Source organism: Mucilaginibacter sp. AK015 (assembly GCF_014200785.1).
Classification (GTDB): domain Bacteria; phylum Bacteroidota; class Bacteroidia; order Sphingobacteriales; family Sphingobacteriaceae; genus Mucilaginibacter.
In genome coordinates this window covers 75,221-98,387 of record NZ_JACHCV010000001.1, presented here as the reverse complement: position 1 = coordinate 98,387, position 23,167 = coordinate 75,221, and the positions used below count along the sequence as shown (strand labels likewise).

Here is a 23,167-nt window from a genome sequence, read left to right as displayed (position 1 = left end):
AAAATGGGTTGCCAGCAGGCAGAACCCAATTACTAATAAGCTTATGGATAATATTTGTGACATGAATAGCTATGCTTTAAACAGGTTTAACCCGATGATACCATTGAGCAGCATGCGCGAATTTACCGGCAACTCTACCCACTGGGGCGAGTTTACATCACTGCGCTGAATGGTTACTTCATTTAGTGTGGTTATTTCGCCAAAGGATGCCAGGTAAAACTTACCATCTGCTTTGTTGTAGCGTATTTGCAGATGCGGCGCGTTCACCCAGTCGCTCGGAATGGTGAATATGTTTGAAGCCTCGCGCGTTTCCTCACTGCCCGATACAATGATATCGTCGTCCTTCATCAGGTATTCTACCTTTTTACCCGCAAACTGCTGGTCGGGGATGATGGTTTCCAGGCGGGCAATAACACTTTGGGCTTTGGCTGCCTTTTGTTCTTCGGGCTCCAGTTCTTCCTCGTATGGTATCTCAAAATAACCTTCGCTGTAATAAGTAAAGCCCTTTAAGGCCTCCTGGCTTACATCAAAGGTTTGGGCAATGCCGGTTTGCCGTGGGATAAAGGTTACCCGCAGATTTTGTTCTTTTTGATTATTATCCGGCAGTAATTTGCCAATAAAGCCCTTATCGCCTCTGGCATAGTCAGGGTGCGATACCAGGCGAAACACCCACTTTGAACCGGACGGCTTTACCGTTTTGCCCGATGCACGGTATTCCTTTAGTATCTCGTAAAACTTGGCTACCGTTTCCTGTACTATCAGCCCGAAGATCCCTTGCTTATCTGCAACAAACTCTTTGTAATCGTCGGCATTAAAGCTGATGATAAACTCGTGATAAAACACTACCCTGTCCGCAAAGGAAAGGTCTTTTATCGAATCTTTAAATTTTTCTACGATGTAACTGTAAACTGTATCGGGCGTAAGTGCTTTGGCTTTTGCCTTCTCGGTGCTTTCGTTGGTTAAAAACCAGTCTTGTATGCCAATGCGCTGCCAAAAATTTGGTGTTGATGCCATTTAATTTTTTCTAAAGCTGCCACAATTATGTATAAGTGAACACAATTTTATTGCAGATGTTTGATATTATTGATCCGTATCCTGCTGGGGATAATTAGTGTACTGGTCAGATTTTAACACGGTATCCGCTTCGCTGGCGCCGCTGCTGTCGGGTGCCGGGTTGGGCGGGGTTACTACCGGTTTTTTAACTACCGAATCGCGCTTTACAGGCGTTGTATCCTGCTCAGCAGCGTTGTCAGCGGGGAACCTTGAACCGTAATCTGGCGCACCGGAGCTTGTATCCGGCTTTGTTTCGGTGGAATCTTGTTTAACCTGGCCGGTAGGATTACTTTGCCGCTTTAAAAAAGTGGCGTAAACCGAAAAACCCATAAATACTACAAGCAATATCATTATTGTATAGTAATACGGCTTTGATAAAGAAACCCGCGATCTGTCTTCTATTGGCTCTGCCGGCACAGGTGGCGGGCCGGCCTGCTGGTATTGCATCAGTTGATTATGCAGGCGTTCATTCTCGCTGCGCAATGCGGCATTGCTTAAGCCGCCTGCAATATCAAAACTGTCGCTTCCTATCAAACTGCCTGTTACAATAGCCTCGTGCAGTTTGGTACCGTCGGTAAACCTCTTTTCAGGGTCTTTTTCCAAACATTTCTCTATCAGTTTTAGCAACCACTGAGGCACTTGCATCTCGCGGGCTTTTTTCTCGTCATTCCAGTTATCGGGCAAAGCGGCCCGCCTGGCATCAAGCAGATCGGGCACCGGCGATTCAATATGCGCCAGCATCACCGCGTTACGACCTGCATCGCCACCGCCCCGCAGCGGGAATGGGACGCTGCCGGTAAGCAGTTCGTATAAAATAATGCCGTAACTGTAAATATCGGTCTGCGGCAGCATTTTCCCTTCGTGCTGTTCAGGGGCCATAAATTCAATTGCCCCGGCATGGCGTATGCTGGTGCGGCGCTGTTCGTCCGTCAGGATAGCGAGGCCAAAATCCAGCAGTACATAATTACCTGTATGAATGTTATACTTTACGTTATTACTTTTGATATCACCATGCTTTACGCCTACCTTATGGCAATGAGCCAGCGCACTTGCCAATTGGTCGGCCACACGGATAGCCTCTTTAAGCATAAATATCTTATCGTGCGGGGCTTTCAGCAGCTCGCAAAGATCAGGCCCTTCAATATATTCCATTTCGATATAAGGGAACGATCCGCTATCGGTAATGCCCGAGCTTAATATCTTCACAACATTGGGGTTAGGCTGCTCGTTAACCTTTTGCAGCTTACTTACCTCGTTACGGAAACTGCGGAAATTTCTATCGTCTTCGCTTTCGGTGTGGATAGGTGTCGGCAGCAGCTTTATGGCCGTGTAAACAGGCCCCATACGCCGGCCTTTATATACCGAACCCTGGCCGCCAGTGCTCATGGCTCCTAAGTTTTCCAGTCCCTCTGTTATTGTAAATACTTTACTCATTTGTAGATATTGTGCCGAAAATCATATATTACAGACTAAATTACATTTAATACGCCTGTTTGTTGTAGGTATTATAAGAATAATAACAATAATCCACAAAAAAGCCCGCTATACCGGGGATGGAAAGCGGGCCTTATATATATAAGCCTGTTAAGATAAGGGAGCATATGCGGATGTGCGTATCACATCGGCAAAAACCTTGTATGAGTACATCCTGGATTGATGATCAAAGATATGCGTTGTAGCCATTACTTCGTCAATTTCCGTTTGCTCTGTAAAGGCGCTTAGTTCGGCCCTGATCTTGTCGGGGCCGCCAATAAACGAATAGGCAAGCATTTGCATTACGGCCTCTTCTTCAAATACATTCCAAACCGCATCCATACTTTTTACAGGCGGGGGCAACAATTGCCTTTTGCCCGTTACCACCCCCATAAAAAATTGCTTCACAGATGTTGCAAGGTATTCGGCCTCGCCATCAGTGTCGGCGGCAACCACATTAACGCAGGCCATTACATAGGGCTTTTGCAAATGTTGCGAGGGTTTAAAATTGTCGCGGTAAATTTTGATGGCCTCTAAAAAGTAGGTCGGCGCAAAATGGCTTGCAAAAGCATAAGGCAAGCCCATAGCCGCCGCCACCCTGGCGCTATCAGTACTGGAGCCTAATACCCATATAGGTATATCCAATCCTTCGCCGGGGATGGCCCTCACTTTACTATTAACGTTGTCGGCAGAGAAATAGGTTTGAAGCTTCACAATATCCCTCGGAAAATTATGTGCAGCGTTAAAATTTTCGCCACGGATGGCTAAGGCGGTTGTCTGGTCGGTACCGGGGGCGCGGCCAAGGCCAAGATCGATCCTGCCCGGATAAAGAGACTCCAGCGTACCAAATTGTTCGGCCACTATGAGCGGCGAATGGTTTGGCAGCATGATACCGCCCGACCCCACCCTAATTTTTGAGGTCCCGCCTGCTATATGGCCTATCAGTATAGCAGTGGCAGAGCTGGCCACGTTCATCATGTTGTGATGCTCAGCAAACCAATAGCGGGTGTAGCCTACTTTTTCGGCAAGCTGGGCCACCTCCATACTTTTTTTAAAACTGTCGGCCGGGGTGCTGCCTGCTACAACGGTGGCCAGGTCTAACACAGAATATTTTATAGATGATAATTTACTTGCGCTCATAATTCTTAATCCAATTATAACAATCCGCTTTTTCAAAGCTTTCAATCAAAATTAATGCTAAATAACGTCGATTACGCCAACGTGCTTGTTATATGACGCGGCGGGTACATTAATCAGAGAATGGTGACAAAAGGCTTCACTAAGTCCCTTCTGTGATGGCGAGGAACAATAGGTTACAAAGCGGTGAGTTACTCACCTGCGGCCCTTCGTGCGCGACCCTCTCTCTTCGCCTGCGGCGGAAAGAGGGTTTTCCTTTTTCCTCCTACCCTCTTTGCGCAGCAGAGAGGGTCGACAAGCGTAAGCGAGGTCGGGGTGAGTAAAATTGCTAAGAGGGGTTAATACCACTATTCTCTTCAAATTGATATCTTAGCGGTACCAAACTCAGCGTTTATTATGCTTGACAGCCCCGAAGGCAAATACATATTAGAGAGGTTGCAGCGCGAATTGCCTGTGCAGTTCAGCTATCACAATACCTATCACACCCTTGATGTTTACCACTCGGCAAACGCTATTGCCGCTCAGGAAGGTATCGGCGAAGCTGACACCAAAATACTACTAATCTCTGCGCTTTACCACGATTGCGGCTACCTGCAGCAAATACATGAGCATGAACAGGCATCGTGTAACATTGCACGCCAGGCGCTGCCCCAATTTGGTTACAACGCGGGTGATATAGAAAAGATATGTACGCTGATTATGGCTACGCAGTTACCCCAGCAACCAACCACCCTGCTGGAAAAGATCATTTGCGACGCCGATCTGGATTACCTGGGAAGGGAAGACTTTATTTCAACCGGCAGCAGGTTGTTTAGCGAAATGCAGGCGTTCGGCATCATAAACACCGCGGAAGAGTGGGATAAAATGCAGGTAAGGTTCCTGCAAGGTCACCACTACTTCACCAGTACATCTGTGAATAACCGGGAACCAAAAAAACGCGAAAATTTACGAACTTTGCAAAACAAAACTTCAACCTTAATGACCAGTAACAACGCTATAAAAATAAGCCTTTTAGATACCGTTTATACCCTTGCGGGCATTTTGTTTTGTGGGTTTGCTTTAAAAAGCTTTTTGGTACCAAACGCTTTTTTTGATGGCGGGGTAACCGGCATCTCACTGCTGATACATGAGCTTTATCACATAAACATTGCATACGTTATTATCCTGGCGAATATCCCCTTTATTATCATGGGGGCTTTCCAGGTGAATAAATCCTTCGCGGTAAAAACTTTCCTGGCTATAGTGGGTGTGGCGCTGTGCCTGCTTTATATCCCTTATCCCGAAAAAATAACATCTGATAAATTGCTGGTATCCATATTCGGCGGCGTGTTCATGGGCACGGGCATAGGCCTGGCCATACGTGGCGGCTGCGCGCTTGACGGCATCGAAGTACTGGCCCTTTACACCGGCAAACGCATCAGCTTCACCATCAGCGAGATCATCCTGGGTATCAACATCGTTATTTTCCTGATAGCAGCTGTAAAAGTAGGGTTACCTACGTCGTTATATTCTATTATAACCTATTATACCGCCTCGCGCACTATTAATTTTGTAATAGAAGGTTTAGAAGAGTACACCGGTGTAACTATCATATCCGGCCAAAATGCAGCAATTAAAGAGATGCTGGTGAAACAGCTTAGTCGAGGCATTACCGTTTATAAAGGCGAACGCGGTTTTCTGAAAGAAAGTTTTGACGTAAGCCACCCTGTGGATATAGTATTTACCGTGGTTACCCGCTTAGAGCTTAGGCGATTGAGAAACATGGTACACGAAATAGACCCGAAGGCTTTCATCTTTACCAGCATTATTAAAGAAGCCGCCGGCGGGGTTCTAAAACGCAGGGCAAGGCACTAAGATAAGTCTTAAGTTAAAAGTGGGTAGCCTTGAGTCTTTTCACTTCCGACTTAAGACTTTCGACTTAAGACTCAATACTATTCAATCACCTCGTAAGTAATAACCGGCTTTAGCTTGTTTTTTAGGGTAAACTCGCCGTTTTCGCGGCATTTGAACGACTCTTTGGTTTTATGGTAAACCTCCTCGGTGATGATGATCTGTCCGGCTTTTGCGATGCCTTGCAAGCGTTGCGCCAGGTTAACAGAATCGCCTATGACGGTGTAGTCTAATCGTTTTAACGATGCTGAGCCGATATTGCCGGACACCATTTCGCCACTATTGATACCCACAGATATCTGGGGCTTGAACTTTTTGCCGTTGCCGGCGTCGATTTCAGGTTCGTTTGATAGCTGCGCCTTAATAGAAAGGGCGGCATCAATGGCCCTGTCAAGGTGAAACTGGCCGCGGAATACAGCCATAATAGCATCGCCCATAAATTTATCAACATGGCCCCCCTGTGTTATAATTTCTTTAACTATCCTATCAAACAAGCCATTAAGCAGGGTAACAACAGTATTAGCCGCAACATGCTCGGTAATGGCCGTAAAACCGCAAACATCCACAAACATAACGGTGGCTTCCAGCAATTCGTTCTTCATCAGGCTGCCTTCAAACTCCTTATGCGTCATAAAATTCAGCACGTTCTCGTCCACATACATCTTCAGGATGTTGTTTTCCTTAATCGCCCTTAAGGTTTCCTGAAGTTGCCTTACATACGATATGGTTTTTTGCATGGTAACATCAAGGTCGTCAAAATCCACCGGCTTCATGATAAAGTCGAAAGCCCCGCGGTTCATGGCGGTGCGGATGTTTTGCATATCGCCGTAGGCCGATACAACAACGGCTTTAAGTGTAGGGTTGGCTTCGGGGAGATGAGTGAGCAGCGTAAGGCCGTCCATCACCGGCATGTTTATATCAGACAGGATGATATCCAGATCGGGGTTTTCCTTAACACGCGCTAAAGCTTCTTCGCCGTTTTGCGCGAAGATAAATTCATATTCGCCCTCCCTGATCTTACGGCGAAACTTTTGTTTTACCAGTATCTCCAGGTCAGCCTCGTCATCCACAACCAGTATCTTAGCCATTTTTATTTGTCAGTTAATTGATTTATTGTTCAGCAATTTAAATCTGCAACACTATAACGTTTTTAATTTTTCCTTTAATAGATTAAAGTCCAAAGGCTTGGTCAAAAAGTCATCCGCCCCTTTATCCATCGCCTGTTTGTAATTTTCCTCGTCGCCATAGGCGGTTATCATCATCACCACGGGCGGCGGCGGCGTTGGGAAATCCTCGCGAATGTGTGTAAGCAGTTCGATACCGCTCATGCCCGGCATATTAATATCCGACAGGATGAGCACTACTTCGGAGTGTTTATCTTTAAGGTAATCAAGCGCTTCCTCGCCCGATTGCGCAAAGTCAAACTCCACCTCGTGGTTTTTGATCTCTTTCCGAAAACGCTGTAAAAAAAGCGGCTGAACGTCTGCTTCGTCGTCTACGACTAATATTTTCATGCGAAAATAGTTATTGATTTAGTGTCCCGATAGCTATCAGGATTGTGATTTATTTATTTACATATTCATCAGGCAATAGGCAAAGTTATAATAAACTCCGACCCTTCGCCTACTTTGCTATTAATGTTGATATGACCTTTATGCGCCTTTACGATGATATCATAGCTCAAAGAAAGGCCAAGCCCTGTACCCTCGCCCGCCGGTTTGGTGGTAAAGAATGGCTGCATGATTTTGTCTTTAATGGCATCGGGGATACCGCTGCCGTTATCTTTTATCATGATCTCGGCCTCCTGCCCTTTAGGGGTTACTATGGTACGGGTTGAAACCTCTACGCGTGGTTTAAAATCGCCGCCAATGATTTTTTGTTTTTGATGCACGGCATAAAACGCGTTGGTGAACATATTCAGCAGCACACGGCCCACATCCTGCGATACCATATTAATAGATGGCAAATTGGGGTCCAGATTTGATACAAGCTCGGCATTAAACGATTTATCTTTGGCACGCAAGCCATGATAGGCCAGGCGGAAATATTCGTCGGCTATGGTATTCAGGTTGGTTGGCTCTTTCACGTTGCTGCTGGCGCGGCTGTGCTGCAACATGCCTTTAACAATACCGTCGGCACGCTTGCCGTGATGACGGATCTTTTCGAGGTTTTGCTTAATATCAGCCGCGATGGCATTGGCCTCTTCTATATCGCCTTTTGCCATTTCTTCTTCCATCTCCTCTATCAGCTCCATACTCACCTCCGAAAAATTGTTTACAAAGTTCAACGGGTTCTGTATCTCGTGGGCTATACCGGCGGTAAGCTCCCCTAATGATGCCAGCTTTTCCTGTTGTATCAGCTGGGCCTGCGTAGCCTGTAATTCTTTAACGGTTTCCTGCAGTTCGTTACGCTGCTGCGTTATCTCTGCGGTGCGTGCGGCTACCAGTATCTCCAGCTCATCTTTACGCTCGCTGATGCGCTTGAGCTCGCTTTGTTGCTTTTTGGACGTTGCGACACGCAGAAATATCCATCCGAAAGCGACTAATTGCGCGGTTTGCCAATAGTTATCGTAGGTATGCGAAAACTCAAAATTTTGGGTTGCCAGTTCAACTGCATTGGCTACAACGGCTACTACAATTAAAGGGTAGTGTGCATTTATTAAAACCCTGAAGCGCTCAAAATCCGGTTCCCGTTTCAGGAACTGCACTACCCCTAACAATACAAGGGCAATTACAATTCCGTTAACTTCATCGCTTGGTATAAAGTCGTCAAGTAAAAAGAACAAGCCTACAGTACCCAAAGCCACACCATATAACGGCATGTTCCATTTTGCAGCGGCTGGGGTTAACTTTATTGACTTGCGCAGGCGCATTGCAAGCAAGAAGAGCGCGAGATAGGTAAAAAAATGCATACCCTGATAAAAGTTTTAAGTTTAAACTAAGGTAATAATTATACTTAATAAGTAGTTGTAAAGCGCTTAAAACTTAATAAAATGCGCTATTATCTGCAGCACAATATTGCCATACACGCCTGCCAGTACGTCGTCCATCATTACGCCGGTGCCGCCGGGCAGGGCTTCCATTTTGCGGATGCCGAGCGGCTTTACAATATCAAAAAAGCGGAACAATACCAGGCCCATAAGCAGATAATATAAATTAGGCGGTATAAAAAGCATGGTTACCAGCATGCCGGCAACTTCGTCTATCACCACGCGATAGCTGTCTTTTCCCCAAAAAGGCTCAACCTTATCGCCCACATAAATGCCTAACAAGGTTATCATTACGGTTATCGCCGCCAGGTACCAGGGGCTTTGTAAACCCCGCTGCTGCCATAAAAGCCAAATAAACGGACAGGTAACAATAGCGGCCAGCGTGCCGCCCCCCTTTACATACCCTATCCCGAAAATTGATGCGATAAGTTTCAATTAATTATTGATTTGAATTAGTGATCTGCACATCCGAAATTTGCACATTAGTTAGCTTTTATCCAGTACGCCTTCGGCATCTTCTGCTACCTCGGGTTTGATGATATTCTTTTTAGGGAAGTTAAAAAAGATAGAGGTAAGCACCGGGACAATAAATACCGCAACGGTAAATACCGATACAGCTATATCCGCGGTTTCGCCTTCCATAAATTTGGAGAAACCTGCTTCCGGGAAGAAATGCACGTATAAGGATGCTGTCAGCTTAACACCCAAAACGCCGATCACCAAAAAGGCAACGGTTTCCAAAAAGGTGAATTTCTCCATTAGCTTAACAAACGCCTGCGCCACAAAGCGCATAGCCAATATACCGATAAACACCCCGGTATAGATCAGGAACACATGATCGGTAAAGGCCACGGCAGCAAATACGTTATCTATGGAAAAGGCAAGGTCCATCAGCTCAACCAGGGCTACAGTTGCCCAAAAGGTACCTATAAGCCCAACGGTTGATTTATATAGCCAGTTTTTGCTTTTATCAACGCTTTCTTCTCCGTTGTCATCATTTTTAGCCGCTAATTTCTTTTTAAAATAATCGAAAGCGAGGTATAGCAGGTACAAACCGCCCAATGGTTTCAGCCACCATATTTTTACCAGCCACGCCGCCAAAAACAAGCATACGCCACGCAAAACATATGCGCCTATTATACCGTAACGTAACGCGCGGCTGCGCTGATGCTTTGGCAGATCGAGCACCATAGTAGCCAGTACAGCTGCATTATCAACCGATAAAAGGCTTTCAATAACAATAAGGTTGAGCACAACCAACAGGCCGGCCTTTATATCTTCACCAAGCAGTGTATGTAATAGGTCCATTTGTAATCAGTGTTTAAATTATATCTGTATTTAACATGGTTTTTAAAATATTCGCCTGCACGTCAAACGCATTCATATGCGCTAAAAAGTTCACATCTGCTATTTTCTTATAGTCTTCGGCCAGCAGGGCCATAATATTTTCGGGCAGATGGGTTTTTAATAAACCGGCCTTGCCGGTTAACTGCACATTCTTATCGCGCAATTCCCGCATCATGCGCTCGCGTTTGCTAACGGTATTTTTGAGGTCAAGATCGCCCAGTTTGGCTACATCGCAAAATAAGAGCACGTTGTTAAGCGGCGAAAACAGGAAGTATTTATTTACATCCTTAAACCGGTAAACTTCAAGCACAATATCGTTGGCACGTACACCGCAGTAAAAATCTATCTTAAAATCATATTTACAAAGGCTGCCCATCAGCTTGCGCTGTATAGTGGCATACTCGTTTGTATAAACATCGGCCGGGCTGTACTGCAGCAGATCGTAAACCAGTTCGGTGGAGATACTAAAAAAGTAATCGCCCGAAAAATGCGAGCTGAACTTGTTGATATTGCCCACAAACGGGTAATCTGCCGAATTATCTGACAGTACCTGGAACAGCTTACGTAACGACTGGCTCATTTTAAGCGCCTGCCGCTGCTTATCGTTCTCAAAATTTTGCTCGGTGTAAACCGGATCGTCCATTTGGTCTATCAGCTGATTGTTCAACGCAACCTCGTCGAGCAGCAGGTCGGCCTGGGCCTCGTTGTTCTTCTTGATCTTTTTGAGCAGATCGATAAGGGTTTGTGTAAACTGGAGATGAAACATCTCCAGTTGGTTAATATCAAGCTCGGGATTGGTTTGAAAAAGCTGGTGCAGCACTTGGGTGCGCAGGTAAATCTTATAAATTACATCGTTATTAAAAAACACCGATAACAGCTGCAATTTGCTGATAACCCGTGTTGATGCATTTAATATGTTTAACCTGTTTTCATCCATATGCCGGTTAACGTGTATTGGTTACATTCTTTTTGAGTTCGGTCTCTAAAGTTTGCAACTCCGTATTAAGCGTTTTCCTGTTTTGTGTGCCCTCGTCGTGTATCCGCTTAACTTCGGTTAAGGTTTCAATTAACGATTGTGTGGTACGTTTTAAAGTGTCCAAAGATACCACAGTTTTTTCATTCTCGCGGGCTACATCAATACTGTTTTGCTTAAGCAACTCGGCATTTTTTTGCAGTATGGTGTTGGTAGTGTCCGATATCTTCTTCTGCATCTCCACATTGGCCTTTTGCCTGTTCAGTGCCACGGCAATGGTCAATTGGTTTTTCCAAACCGGGATGGTGGTTGATACTATCGACTGTGCCTTTTCGGCAATGGTGGTGTTGTTGTTTTGCACTACGCGGATCTGTGCCAGCGATTGCAGCATAATGAAGCGTACCACTTTCAGGTCGGCAAGGCGTTTATCCAGGCGGTTAACGTAGTCGCGCAAGTCGGCAATTTCGTAATCCTGGTAGGCTGATGGGTTGCCGTCCATAACGGCCAACTGCTCGTTCAACTCTTTATATTTTAACTGACCCGCTATGATCAGTTCTTCCATCTGGTGGATAAAGTCCACATTGCTGTCGAACATGGTTTGCAGCGATGCATTATCCTTGATGGAGTTTACGCGGCCGGCCTTTATTTTGTTTACTATCTTATCTACATTGCTCACCACCAGGTCGTACTTGGCAAACATTTTTTTAGTATCCATTACCAGGCTGCGGATAATCGGGATACGCGATAACACCCTCATAAAGGCGTTTTGCTCCAGTTCATCTACATCAATGTAGTTCAACTCGTGCAGCAGGTCGGTTATCAGGGTACCCACCTCGCCCGCATCAAACGTACGTACGGATGACAGGAAGGTGTTACTGTAACGCTCCATCCCCTGCTGCAGGTCGGCGCCATAGTTTAGTATGGAGTTTACATCGGCCGGGTTCAGGTCTTTAGCTTTTTCGCTGTATTTCTGTACCTCGGCAGGGGTAATGTTGGTTAAATCAACATTGCCTTCTTTATCAAGTTTAACCGGGGCGTTAGCGTTTGGCGCTGCTGCAGGCGGCGTAAAATCAGGCAGACCTGCACCCTCGTTGGTTAGGTTGGTTTCCATTGTTTTTTATTTTTTTATTTTATGTAGAGACGCGATACCTCGCGTCTCCATTAGGACGGTAATAAACCGTTCATTAAAGCACATTCATCAGAGACGCGAAGTATCGCGTCTCTACGTCTATAAATAATTCCTCATCACCGTGTTCACGGTTTCTTCCAGTTTGCGGTCTTTGGTGGGTTCGCCAATGGCGTTAAATTTCCATTCGTCGTTTTTTACGTAAAATATTCCCATCACCATTGATACGTGGCCTCTGAAATTCGATCCGTTAGCGATATCATAGGTGGCAAATATCTCGTTCACCCGCTTTGGCGTGCCCTCATAAATACGGATAGATGCAAAAGGGATAGTACCAAAATCCTGCCCCCTGAAACTGTTCAGCACAAAAGCTACATGTTTTACCGCAGGGTTTAGCTGCGCAAAGTCGAGTGTGATCACCTCGTTGTCCAGGCCGTCGTCGCCGCCCATATCGCCGGTAAGGTCATCGCCGCTGTGGCGTACTGCCTGATCCTTTGATTTAAGGTTACCAAAATAAACCACATCTATCAGTTTCTTGTTCTCGTCGAACAAAGCGCAGCTGGCATCAAGGTCAACCGCTTCTTTTGAGCCGCCGAAACCAAACAGACCTTTCTTTTCGATAGCGCCCCAGTTTATACCTACACAAACGTTTTGCAGCTTGCTACCGTTACTTTTTTCGAGGCTTATGCGTTGCCCCTTTTGAAGATTTATTGCCATTCCTTTTTAATTTAGTTAAGAGCTGAAAGCAGAAAGTCTAAAGCTAAAAGCCCTTTTTGTTCCTTCCGTTTTTAGCTTTCTGCTTTAGCCTTTCTGCTTAATTGTATTTATTTAAATAATCCTGCAGGCCGCCTTTCATGCCCACGCCCACCGCTTCAAACTTCCATTTGTTATCGCGTTTGTAAATGCGACCAAACTCAACGGCAGTCTCAATCGAAAAATCTTCCTCCAACTCATACTTTAGGATATCGGTATTGGTAGCGGCATCAAATATGCGCACAAACGAGTTGCGTACCTGGCCAAAGTTTTGGCGGCGGCTTTCGGCTTCGTGTATGGTTACTACCACGCATATTTCGGTTACGCGCGGGTCAATTTTGGTCAGGTCTATCTTGATCTGCTCATCATCGCCGTCGCCAGCGCCGGTAAGATTATCGCCGGTATGTTCAACCGCTCCATCAGGCGATTTCAAATTGTTATAAAACACAAAATGCTCGTCGCTCAATATCTTTTTATTATCGCCCATCACAAAAACTGATGCGTCCAGGTCAAAGCTCGCCCCGGTTGATGATGTGTTGGTATCCCAGCCTAAACCTATTGTAAATTTAGGAGCGTCGATAGCTTCGCGCTGCCCCTTTTGAAGATTAATTGCCATATTGTATTAGTTTATAATTATCTAAAAGTAAAAGTTTTTTAATAAAATTAAGGTTGTGCTCATAGGCTTCAATGGTATGGTAACCGTTGCCGAGTGCCATATTGTAAAGTTGCTCTGTAAACTGCACCGACTGGTTTTGGATAAACACGCAAAAGCTATCAAAACTATAGTTCAATATATACTTTACTATACGGGTGTTGATCCGGAAATCGCTGCTTTTAATAATCCCTTCCAGGTCAAAAATCGTTTTCACCTGGTGGTAGTTCAGGTAGTTCTCTACATTGGGGTGAATATCCGTATTAATCAGTTCAGCAAAGTACAGCATATGGATATCATTATCCAAACCATAAGCCTTAGCCATTTTCATAATCATGCGCTCGTGGCTGCCGGTAATGCGTATATCATCCAAAAATATCAGCGTTTTACCTTGTAAAAAATCTTTATCGATATGAAACTGATCATTACCTATCAGGTTCATCCTTTGCTCGGCATTCAGTTCGCCATAGTCTTCTTTATAAGTAATGGTACGATGCACCTTGGTTTCCTGCACAACGGGCAGGCCCTGCCCGGCCAGCCAGTGGTTAAGGCTGTAAACAAACCAATCCTTCATGGCAAAGGTCGCCGTCGGGATAAACGAATAGGGGCTTGAAATCACCACTACCTGCTGCGATATCGGGTTATCAGCAAGGTAATCGTTGATAAACCCCTCGGCCAGTGCGGTACCAAAATCTTTTGATACTGCGCCGTCGCCAAATTTAAAGCGACTATAATCGTCGGCATTAAAGCCAAAAGTAGTGTCGTGGTGTATGTGATGTAAAGAGTATGTATTAGTAGTCATTAGCTTATAAGGCTTAAAATAGTGGCGCTGTTTACATTAACAAGCATTGAGCTTATTCCTATTTCCTGAGCAGGTTTTACATCATTTTTAGCATTATCGCCTATATGAATAATATTGGTTAAGGGGATATTTTTGCCGGCATTACATATATCAATATTATTTAGCATCAGCTTAAAAAAATCGTAATTGGGTTTTGACATGCCAGCCTCATCAGAATAAAGCTGAAAATCGAAATAGTTATCAAGCCCGTAAAGTGCTAATACCTTTCGTAAAGTTTTCCCGGTGATGTATCCTGTATTGCTCAACAAACTAAAAGTTGCCCCGCTTTTTTGTTTTAGATGCTGCAACACCTCAATTGTTACATCCGAGTAGAGCTGCGGCGGGTAGGCAAACAGCAATTCTTCCATTTGCAGGTGCAGCTGTGCATAGTCGATATCATCAATATTTAACCGATTGCCATTGATAAGGCTGATCACCATCAGGTACATTTCGTCGGCATCAATGTTCTTGCCGGTTTTCTCGTTCACGGCATTGCACATCAGGTCAACCTGCCGAAAGATCAGGGCGATATCGTCAACAGACTTACCGGTATTATTAAAGTTTTGATGAAAAAAATGCGCGCGTTGTATCTTAAACTGCGGGTTTGATTTGATAAGTGTTAACCAAAGATCAAATGAATAGTGCTGATAGTAAGGCATTAGCAGGTATATACGGTTTATAAAGCCGGCAAGCCGGCCGTTAACTAATATATGCCTTTTATGCTTATTTATTTACTAAACGGCATAAAGTTTATGTTAACAACCTTTATTGAATGGTAAGTGCGGCACGATAGGCCATTATAGCGCGGATAATGCTTTGCACGATCTGTTGCTGCCCTTCTTCCGAATTCAAGTACGTTTCTTCTTCAGGGTTATTGATAAAACCGGTTTCAATAAGTACGGCGGGCATAGCGCTGTTGGCCAGCACGTAAAGGCTTTGCTCGCGCACACCTATTGAAGGGCGGCCGTCTGTTTCGGTAAACTCCTGATTTAAAAATTCGCCGAAGTGGATACTTTGTTTGCGGTATTTTTTGGTAAAGGCATCCAGGATAATAGCGTTAGCAGGGTCGGTGGCGTCAAGCGCCTCATATTTCTGCTGGTCCTGCTCTATCAGGATAGACGCGTTCTCGCGCATCGCCTCCAACTGCTCGCCGGCGCGCTTTAAACCATAAACCAATAACATTACACCGCTTTGTTTACGCGCGCGGTAAGCCGTGCCTTCGGCAGATGAGTTACAGTGAATTGATATGAATAAATTGCCCTGCGATTTGTTGGCGATATCCGAGCGGCGCCTTAACTCGATAAAAGTATCGTCAGAACGTGTCATTACTGTAGCTACATCGGGTATTTGCGCCTGTATAGCCGCTTGTAGTTTCCTGGCGATGGCCAGGGCTACGTTTTTTTCTAACGATGACAACCCCTTTGCACCGGCATCTTTGCCGCCGTGGCCGGCGTCAATAATTATTTTTTTTAGCTTAAAGCCGCTACTTTTCAGAGTGTCTGCCGCAGGCGTAAACGAACAAAGCAGCATATAGAAACCTAAAATGCCAACAATAAATACCGGGCCGAAATATTTTTTATTCATTTATATAATCAGGGAACGCTAATTTAACTACCTACGTATTAGCCTGCAAAAATAATAAGCTAATACTTTATAGTGACTAAAATATCTCACTAAAGCTTAACAGCAACAATATTTTATTTTCTTAACAGTAAGCAAAGTTACCCCCATAACCGCGCTATTGCGAAATTAGTTTTAGTTGTGGCGACTGGTAACGCTTTTGCAACCACGTTTGCAACTTCACTACATCCGGTTTGTTTAGCGGTTTTGCAAAACGCACCAGGGCAACCTTCTGCGTATCTACCAATGTTGTATCCGGGCGTAATACAGCAATTTTACTTACGCCAAAAGATAGTACCGCCGGGTAAAGCGCTTTTATTTCTGTAAGTACCGAACTATCTAAATTGATTTTTCTTTGTGGTACTTTAACAGTATCGGTTGTTAACTTTGTACTGTAAACATCTTCAAGTATGCTTGCTTTGATCTGCGAAAGATCAAGCTCCTGTTTTGCATTTAGCCCCTGCCTGATATTTAACTGCACATTTTGCAGGCGATACTTTTTCATCAGGTGCCTCAGAGAATCTGTAACAGGTTTTTTAAGCACGGCACCTATCAGCAGCAGGTCGATTTTTTGTTGCTTGGCTGTATAGGTAAATGACTTAGAAACCACCTGGGTATTTTTGAAATTAAACGCCTGCTCTACAAATGTGCGCGCGTTATTTTCAAATATGCTCTTATTCACAATGCGGTAAGCCATATAAATACTCGGTAATAACGTTACCAAAACTATTATCACAACGTATCTTGTTACCCTCTTTTCCGCCCCGGGGTCGTCAAACGCTTTTTTGCGCATTTTTAGATACCTGGTCATTAAAAAAGTGGCAATAGCGATAAACACGCTGTTAATAAAGTAAAGATAGATAGCCCCCAGAAAGAAATACCAGTTGCCCATGGCAAGCCCAAATCCTGCTGTACATAAAGGTGGCATTAAGGCTGTAGCAATTGCAACACCTGGTATAACGTTGTTTTTTTCTTTCCTTGAAGCAGCTACCATTCCGGCCATACCACCAAATAGTGCGATAAATACGTCCCAAATAGACGGCGAGGTGCGGGCAAGCAATTCAGATTGCGCGTCGTGAAGCGGGGTTATAGAAAAGTAAATAGTGGAAGTAATAATACTGATGACGGTTGCTACCAACAGGTTTTTCCCGCCCTTTTTAACCATTTCAAGATCATTGATACCCACACCCAGGCCAATGGCCATTACCGGCCCCATTATGGGCGAAATTAACATGGCGCCAATAATGACAGCGGTAGAATTTACATTTAGCCCTATAGAAGCGATAAATATGGCAAAGATCAACGCCCAAAGGTTTGCACCGCGAAAATCTATATTCTTACGTATAGATGAAATAATATCCTGCTCCTCAGCCTTATCCTCCTGCAGGTTAAACCTATGGGTAAGAAAATATCTGATGCGGTGTAAAAAATCACTCATAATTATTTCACGCTTTTAGCCTGTAGCTTTTGTGCCAGCTTGCCTATTGTTAGCCCTTGAACCAATATCGAAAACACTACAATAATATAGGTTATAAGTACAAATTCGTCTCGGTACATGTTACTGCCGAGAGAGAGCGCCAGCGCAACGGAAATACCGCCCCTTAAGCCGCCCCATGTTAAAATAGCGATGGCGTTATTCTCGAATTTGATCTTATACCGAAGCAGCATTACCGGGAAAACAACCGAAAGCCAGCGTGCTAACAGCACGATCAAAATGGTGATCCCCCCGATGATCATCACTGTTGAATTGATCTTTATGATAAGCATTTCCAGGCCGATAAACAGAAACAGCACCGCATTTAATATTTCATCTATCATGTGCCAAAATTTATCGAGGTAATCACGCGTTTCATCAGACATGCCTTCCTCTTTTGCTTTGTTACCCGTAATAATACCTGCTACTACCATCGCCAATGGCCCTGAAACATGCAGGTGAGACGCCAGGGTATATCCGCCCATAACAAGGGCGAGCGTAAGCAACACCTCTACTTTATAATCATCAATAGACCGTAGCGCCAAAAAACCCAGATAACCGAGCAATGCGCCAAACGCTAATCCACCAACAGCCTCCTGTAAAAAAAGTTTGCCAACGTCGGCCGCTGAAAAATCACCGCCCACAGAGCGGGCTATTTGCGCAATGCTGATAAAGATCACTACGGCAACCCCATCGTTAAAAAGCGATTCTCCGGCTATCTTTATTTCCAATGAGGATGGTATCCTGGCTTGCTTCAATATCCCCATTACGGCTATCGGGTCGGTTGGAGATATTAAAGCGCCAAACAGCAGGCAATAAATAAACGGAATGGGCAGGGCAAACAGCTGAAACAAGCCCCATGTCATCACGCCTACTAAGGCAGTCGATATCAAAATCCCGATGGTTGCCAGCAGCAGTACCGGCCAGCGTTCTTTTTTCAACTTACCGGCATCTATATGAATAGCTCCCGCAAAAAGTAAAAAGCTCAGCATAAAGTTCATCAGTACATCCTGAAAATCTACCGAGTTGGCCAATTGTATTGCTTTTTCTGAAAGCAGGGACCTGGAATTTCCTAATAAAACAAGTAATACCGATGATATAAGCGATAAGGCCATTATTCCAATGGTAGGGGGCCACTTAATAAATCGGTGATTGATGTAGGCAAATAAGGCGGCTAATACAATGGTGATGGTAATTATTTCGCGGGTTTCCATAGAATATCGGATTAAAAAAGCCGCTTGGTGGAGCAGCAAAAAAGCAATATAGTTGCAATAAGTTAATTTATTTTAACCGCGCCCTTTTTACTGCACTTAGGGCATAGCCCCGATGCATAAAGGGTAAAGCCCTGCGCCTGAAAACCCGCAGGCAGGGTTAAATGCGGCATGTTCAGCTCGTTTATACAGTACACATTTTTGCATAGGGTACAATTAAAGTGCAGGTGCTCGTCATGGTGGTGGTTCTCCTGGCAATCTGAGTGGCACACAGCATAGTTTGCCGTTCCGTTCAGATCGAACACTTTATGAATAATGCCCTTTTCTTCAAACACGTTTAATATACGGTAAAGCGTTACGCGGTCAATATCGTTCATCACGCTTTCCAGATCAGGCTGCGAGGTGGCCGTATTTTTTGAATACATCATAGACAACACCCTTAACCTTGGCGCGGTTTTTTTTAGGTTATGCTTTTGCAGCATATCCTCAAACTGGTAATTATTTTTTACTTGTGCCATTTTGTTTCAAATTTATAAAAAACCACTAAACAGTTTTGTTTTTGCCATGATCGTGACCGTGCTTCAGGTGGAAAAAGCTATCGCCGGCATTGCAGGTGCCCGCGTATTTGTAATTGACAAAATGCGCCGCCGCTATGGTAAATCCGCCCGCCGGAACCACAATAGCCTCTACCCAGCCGGTGATAAACAAATGGCCGATAATAATGGTGACAAAACCCGCAAGCATGAGCAACAGCGGCAAAACGCGGTGATGCTCTTTAAAATAAGATGTACCAATGGATGATATACCTACCACCAAAGCAATAATTATCATGATCCACTCCACCCATGCGTTGGCTAAAAACCCCAGGCCAATTAAAGGCAGGCTGGTAAAAAATACAGGCACCGCCGCGCAATGTATAGCACAAAGCGTAGAGGCCGTCATGCCAACATTATCCAGCTTTATTGCTTTTAACCGTGATATCATGCTGCAAATATAATCACAAATGCAACATTATTGTATTTAAGATTGTTTATTATTTGTAAAGAGTTTAGCCCTTTATCGTTTGATAAGCTTCCTCTGCCCCCACCCTTTCTATCACTTCAAACTTTTTGCCAGCCAGTTCATTATAGTTTGCGAAGAAGCTTTCCAGCTGCTTTAGAATAGCATCAGGCAATAGTATCATCGAGCTAACATCCTTAAACAGGTTTGATACCTCCGGCACGGCCAGGTAGCGGTCGTTACGCATAGTGCTGCCATCACGTTCAGTTTGGCTGGCTTTTATAGCGCCAATAATGCGACAGTCTACATAACAACCGGTAAATGTACCCTGCTCAGCTATAACCACCACATCCAGCGGATCGCCATCGTCCCCCGTGGTATCCGGGATAAACCCAAAGTCAAAAGGGAATACCATACCTGCCGGCAACACCTTTTTTAGCTTAAAGGCTTTTAACTTCGGCTCATAATCATATTTAAGGCCGCTGCCCTTAGGCGTTTCTACAATTACGGTTATTGGTTCCATATTAGTGCTGTTAAACGAATAACATTTAGCAATTGGATTGTGTTTTTACCCGGATTGACAGATTTGAGGATTTGTGAATATTGAAGCGCGTGCCACAGTTAAAAAATCTTATTAATCGCGTCAATCCGTTTTGCCCAGGTTCACACAATTATTGTATTTTTAACCGCCAACATAAACTAATGAAGAAGTACCTATTGCTGCTTTTATTGCTGCCCGCCTTTGCCCACGCGCAGATCCGGCCATCAAACCAAAACTTGTTTGATACTATTCCATTTATCCCCGACCATACCACCGAGCGGCTGGAGTTTTTTAAAAAACAACCAATCACAAAGGGCGGCACCATATTTTTGGGCAACAGTATTACCGAAATGGGTAACTGGGCAAAGCTGCTTAACGATACCACTATACTAAACCGCGGTATTGGCGGCGATATCACCTACGGGGTACTTAAACGCCTGGACGATATTATTGCGCGCCAGCCCAAAAAGCTGTTCATCCTTTTGGGTATAAATGATATTGGTAAAGATATCCCCGATTCGGTTATCGCCTATAACTATTTTAAGATCATAAAACAGGTGAAGGCTAAAAGCCCGGTTACCCAAATATATGTGCAAAGCATTTTACCTATAAACCCTACCATTAAAAACTTCCCGCAGCATTACGATAAGGGCGAGCACATCCCGCGGGTAAATGCCATGCTTAAGGCACAAGCGGCAAGTTTGGGATATACTTATATTAATTTGCAGCCGCTGTTTACAGATGCGCAAAACCGGCTGGATGCCAAATACACCTTTGAAGGACTGCACCTTAAACCCGAGGCTTACGTGGTTTGGGTGGCATACCTCAAAAAGATGAAATATCTTTAAAAATATGAAGAAATTTAAAGCATTTTCTATTGGTTTTGTTGTGCTTTTCAGCATCGTGCCTTGCTTCGCGCAGCAAAAAACAATTGCCGCAAAGGTTGAGGCATTGCTGGCCAAAATGACCCTTGAGGAAAAAGTTGGCCAGATGAACCAGCTAAATGGCGACTGGGAAGCAACAGGGCCGATCACCAAAGATGTGGGCAACAAGTTAGAAGAGATAAAACAGGGTAAAGTAGGCTCGGTACTTAATATTATGGGCACCAACCATACCCGCGCTTTCCAGGAAGCGGCTATGCAGTCGAGGCTTAAAATACCGTTGCTTTTTGGCCAGGATGTGATCCATGGGTACAGCATTACCTTCCCTATCCCGCTGGCCGAAGCAGCGAGCTGGGATCTGGCCGCCATGGAGCGCTCGGCGCGTGTTGCCGCTACAGAAGCCGCCGCGGCAGGCATCCACTGGACGTTTGCGCCTATGGTGGATATTGCCCGCGACCCGCGGTGGGGCCGTGTAATGGAAGGCGCCGGCGAGGATACCTACTTAGGGTCGCTGATAGCAAAGGCACGTGTAAAAGGATTCCAGGGAAAAGGATTGGGTAATATTGATGCCGTGATGGCTTGCGTAAAACACTTCGCGGCGTATGGCGCTGCCATTGGCGGCAGGGATTATAACAGCGTTGACATGAGCAGGCGCACGCTTTGGGAAACTTACCTGCCCCCGTTTAAAGCGGCTTTAGATGCGGGTGCCGCTACTTTCATGAACTCGTTTAACGACCTGAACGGCACACCCGCCACCGGCAGCAGCTACCTTCAGCGCGATATACTAAAAGGCAAATGGGGCTTTAAGGGCTTTGTAGTAAGCGATTGGAACTCAGTTGGCGAGATGATACCGCATGGCTTTGTAAAGGATAATTACGAGGCCGCCGAGGTAGCCATAAAGGCAGGCAACGATATGGATATGGAAAGCCGGGCTTACATTGGCAACCTGGCCAAGCTGGTTAGGGATGGCAGGGTGAGCATCAGCCTGGTTAACGAGGCCGTTAAGCGCATCCTTACCACAAAGTTTGAGATGGGTTTGTTTGATGATCCGTATAAATATATTAACCCGACCCGCGAAAAGGCTACCATGAACCGGCCGGAAAACATCGAAGCTGCAAGGGATATGGGACGCAAAAGTATCGTCCTGTTAAAGAACGAAAAAAACATCTTACCACTATCTAAAAACATACAGAGCATTGCCCTGATAGGCCCCCTGGTTAAAGAGAAATGGTACCTGAAAGGCGCGTGGTCTACCGATGTTGACCCTAACGACAACGTGGTTAGCATATACGAGGGCATCCAAAAACAAGCACCCGGTGCCAAAATTTATTACGCCGAAGGCTGCAAGATAAAGGATAGCATAGCTACCGATTTTAAAGAGGCTGTTGAAGCCGCCAAAAAAGCAGATGTGGTAGTGATGGCCGTGGGCGAAGATATTTTTATGACCGGCGAGGCGCGCAGCAAGGCTGATATCCACATCCCGGGGGTGCAGGAAGATTTGATAAAGGCCGTGGTGGCTACCGGCAAACCTGTTGTGGTGCTGTTAATGGCAGGCAGGCCCATGATATTTAACTGGACGGCCGACCACGCCCCCGCCATTGTTTATACCTGGTGGCTGGGCAGCCAGATGGGTAACGCGGTAGCCGATGTGCTGTTTGGCAACTACAACCCGGCAGGCAAGCTGCCTATCACCTTTCCGCGCAGCGAGGGCCAGATCCCTATTTATTATAACCATCTTAATACCGGCAGGCCAGCGCAGGGCGATAACGATAGGTTCTATCGCTCGTCGTATATCGATCTGCCTAACACGCCGCAATATGCTTTTGGTTACGGCTTAAGCTATACTACCTTCGCATACAGTAATATCAGCATCAGCAAAACCGCCATCAAAAAAAACGAAAGCCTGACAGTATCGTTTGATTTGCAAAACACCGGTACGGTGGCCGGCGAAGAGATAGCGCAGCTTTATATACGCGATATGGTGGCCCGCCCTTTAAGGCCGGTAAAAGAGTTAAAGGGTTTTAAAAAAGTGATGCTTGCCCCCGGCGAAACAAAACATATCAGCTTTACTATCAACAAAGAAAAACTGGCCTTTTACAACAACAACCTGGAACGTATCACCCAGCCGGGCGAGTTTAAACTGATGATAGGCGCGGCATCAAACAATATCAAATTAGAAAAATCTTTTCAGCTGACCAACTAAATAT

General features: G+C 45.1%; 23 protein-coding genes. 3 read left to right on the top strand and 20 right to left on the bottom strand.

Going from position 1 to position 23,167, the window contains the following annotated elements; all coding sequences use genetic code 11:
* Window positions 1-69: 69 nt before the first annotated feature.
* From HDC91_RS00460 to HDC91_RS00450, 3 genes are all read right to left on the bottom strand, one after another.
* Complete coding sequence (locus HDC91_RS00460; protein WP_183547364.1) at window positions 70-1,014, bottom strand: hypothetical protein; 945 nt, start codon at window positions 1,012-1,014, stop codon at window positions 70-72.
* Between the two features lie 66 nt (window positions 1,015-1,080).
* Window positions 1,081-2,487: a serine/threonine-protein kinase gene (locus HDC91_RS00455; RefSeq protein ID WP_183547361.1), complete on the bottom strand. Its 1,407-nt coding sequence runs from the start codon at window positions 2,485-2,487 to the stop codon at window positions 1,081-1,083.
* 150 nt (window positions 2,488-2,637) lie between these two features.
* Window positions 2,638-3,666: an LLM class flavin-dependent oxidoreductase gene (locus HDC91_RS00450; protein ID WP_183547358.1), complete on the bottom strand. Its 1,029-nt coding sequence runs from the start codon at window positions 3,664-3,666 to the stop codon at window positions 2,638-2,640.
* A gap of 393 nt (window positions 3,667-4,059) precedes the next feature.
* Between HDC91_RS00450 and HDC91_RS00445 the strand changes: the two genes are divergently transcribed.
* On the top strand, window positions 4,060-5,517 hold the full coding sequence (locus tag HDC91_RS00445) for a YitT family protein (protein WP_183547356.1): 1,458 nt from the start codon (window positions 4,060-4,062) through the stop codon (window positions 5,515-5,517).
* Between the two features lie 77 nt (window positions 5,518-5,594).
* On the opposite strand, the gene HDC91_RS00440 is transcribed toward HDC91_RS00445, so the two are convergent.
* The 17 genes from HDC91_RS00440 to HDC91_RS00360 form a co-directional block, all read right to left on the bottom strand.
* On the bottom strand, window positions 5,595-6,641 hold the full coding sequence (locus HDC91_RS00440; RefSeq protein WP_183547353.1) for an adenylate/guanylate cyclase domain-containing protein: 1,047 nt from the start codon (window positions 6,639-6,641) through the stop codon (window positions 5,595-5,597).
* A gap of 51 nt (window positions 6,642-6,692) precedes the next feature.
* Window positions 6,693-7,067 (bottom strand): response regulator, encoded by a 375-nt coding sequence (locus HDC91_RS00435; RefSeq protein ID WP_183547350.1) that lies wholly within the window; start codon window positions 7,065-7,067, stop codon window positions 6,693-6,695.
* Window positions 7,068-7,135: 68 nt separating this feature from the next.
* Window positions 7,136-8,464, bottom strand: coding sequence for a sensor histidine kinase (locus HDC91_RS00430; RefSeq protein WP_183547347.1), 1,329 nt, complete (start codon window positions 8,462-8,464; stop codon window positions 7,136-7,138).
* Between the two features lie 66 nt (window positions 8,465-8,530).
* Complete coding sequence (locus HDC91_RS00425; RefSeq protein WP_183547344.1) at window positions 8,531-8,977, bottom strand: phosphatidylglycerophosphatase A; 447 nt, start codon at window positions 8,975-8,977, stop codon at window positions 8,531-8,533.
* A 51-nt stretch (window positions 8,978-9,028) separates the two neighbouring features.
* Window positions 9,029-9,850: a DUF475 domain-containing protein gene (locus HDC91_RS00420; RefSeq protein ID WP_183547341.1), complete on the bottom strand. Its 822-nt coding sequence runs from the start codon at window positions 9,848-9,850 to the stop codon at window positions 9,029-9,031.
* Between the two features lie 13 nt (window positions 9,851-9,863).
* On the bottom strand, window positions 9,864-10,826 hold the full coding sequence (locus HDC91_RS00415; RefSeq protein WP_183547338.1) for a hypothetical protein: 963 nt from the start codon (window positions 10,824-10,826) through the stop codon (window positions 9,864-9,866).
* Between the two features lie 7 nt (window positions 10,827-10,833).
* The gene (locus HDC91_RS00410; RefSeq protein ID WP_183547335.1) at window positions 10,834-11,973 is read right to left on the bottom strand and encodes a toxic anion resistance protein; all 1,140 of its coding nucleotides are present in this window, start codon (window positions 11,971-11,973) and stop codon (window positions 10,834-10,836) included.
* Between the two features lie 117 nt (window positions 11,974-12,090).
* Window positions 12,091-12,705 (bottom strand): TerD family protein, encoded by a 615-nt coding sequence (locus HDC91_RS00405; protein ID WP_183547333.1) that lies wholly within the window; start codon window positions 12,703-12,705, stop codon window positions 12,091-12,093.
* A 97-nt stretch (window positions 12,706-12,802) separates the two neighbouring features.
* Complete coding sequence (locus HDC91_RS00400; RefSeq protein ID WP_183547331.1) at window positions 12,803-13,357, bottom strand: TerD family protein; 555 nt, start codon at window positions 13,355-13,357, stop codon at window positions 12,803-12,805.
* The gene (locus tag HDC91_RS00395; protein ID WP_183547327.1) at window positions 13,347-14,195 is read right to left on the bottom strand and encodes a phosphoribosyltransferase family protein; all 849 of its coding nucleotides are present in this window, start codon (window positions 14,193-14,195) and stop codon (window positions 13,347-13,349) included. The genes HDC91_RS00400 and HDC91_RS00395 overlap by 11 nt, the downstream gene beginning before the upstream one ends.
* Window positions 14,195-14,893 carry an HAD family hydrolase gene (locus HDC91_RS00390; RefSeq protein WP_183547324.1) on the bottom strand — a complete coding sequence of 233 codons (699 nt, stop codon included), beginning with the start codon at window positions 14,891-14,893 and terminating at the stop codon, window positions 14,195-14,197. Before HDC91_RS00390 ends, HDC91_RS00395 begins: the two co-directional genes overlap by 1 nt.
* Window positions 14,894-14,999: 106 nt before the next feature.
* The gene (locus tag HDC91_RS00385; protein ID WP_183547321.1) at window positions 15,000-15,818 is read right to left on the bottom strand and encodes an N-acetylmuramoyl-L-alanine amidase; all 819 of its coding nucleotides are present in this window, start codon (window positions 15,816-15,818) and stop codon (window positions 15,000-15,002) included.
* 154 nt (window positions 15,819-15,972) lie between these two features.
* Window positions 15,973-17,292 carry a TIGR00341 family protein gene (locus HDC91_RS00380; RefSeq protein WP_183547318.1) on the bottom strand — a complete coding sequence of 440 codons (1,320 nt, stop codon included), beginning with the start codon at window positions 17,290-17,292 and terminating at the stop codon, window positions 15,973-15,975.
* Window positions 17,293-17,294: 2 nt separating this feature from the next.
* Window positions 17,295-18,542, bottom strand: a complete 1,248-nt coding sequence (locus tag HDC91_RS00375) for a sodium:proton antiporter (protein ID WP_183547315.1) — start codon at window positions 18,540-18,542, stop codon at window positions 17,295-17,297.
* Window positions 18,543-18,604: 62 nt separating this feature from the next.
* Window positions 18,605-19,057, bottom strand: coding sequence for a Fur family transcriptional regulator (locus tag HDC91_RS00370; RefSeq protein WP_162432810.1), 453 nt, complete (start codon window positions 19,055-19,057; stop codon window positions 18,605-18,607).
* A gap of 25 nt (window positions 19,058-19,082) precedes the next feature.
* A complete protein-coding gene (locus HDC91_RS00365) occupies window positions 19,083-19,523 on the bottom strand; it encodes a MerC domain-containing protein (protein ID WP_183547313.1) in 441 nt (146 codons plus the stop codon).
* A gap of 64 nt (window positions 19,524-19,587) precedes the next feature.
* Complete coding sequence (locus HDC91_RS00360; RefSeq protein WP_183547310.1) at window positions 19,588-20,061, bottom strand: inorganic diphosphatase; 474 nt, start codon at window positions 20,059-20,061, stop codon at window positions 19,588-19,590.
* Window positions 20,062-20,240: 179 nt separating this feature from the next.
* Between HDC91_RS00360 and HDC91_RS00355 the strand changes: the two genes are divergently transcribed.
* Window positions 20,241-20,927, top strand: coding sequence for a GDSL-type esterase/lipase family protein (locus tag HDC91_RS00355; RefSeq protein WP_183547307.1), 687 nt, complete (start codon window positions 20,241-20,243; stop codon window positions 20,925-20,927).
* Window positions 20,928-20,931: 4 nt separating this feature from the next.
* Window positions 20,932-23,163: a glycoside hydrolase family 3 N-terminal domain-containing protein gene (locus HDC91_RS00350; protein WP_183547304.1), complete on the top strand. Its 2,232-nt coding sequence runs from the start codon at window positions 20,932-20,934 to the stop codon at window positions 23,161-23,163.
* Window positions 23,164-23,167 lie beyond the last annotated feature (4 nt).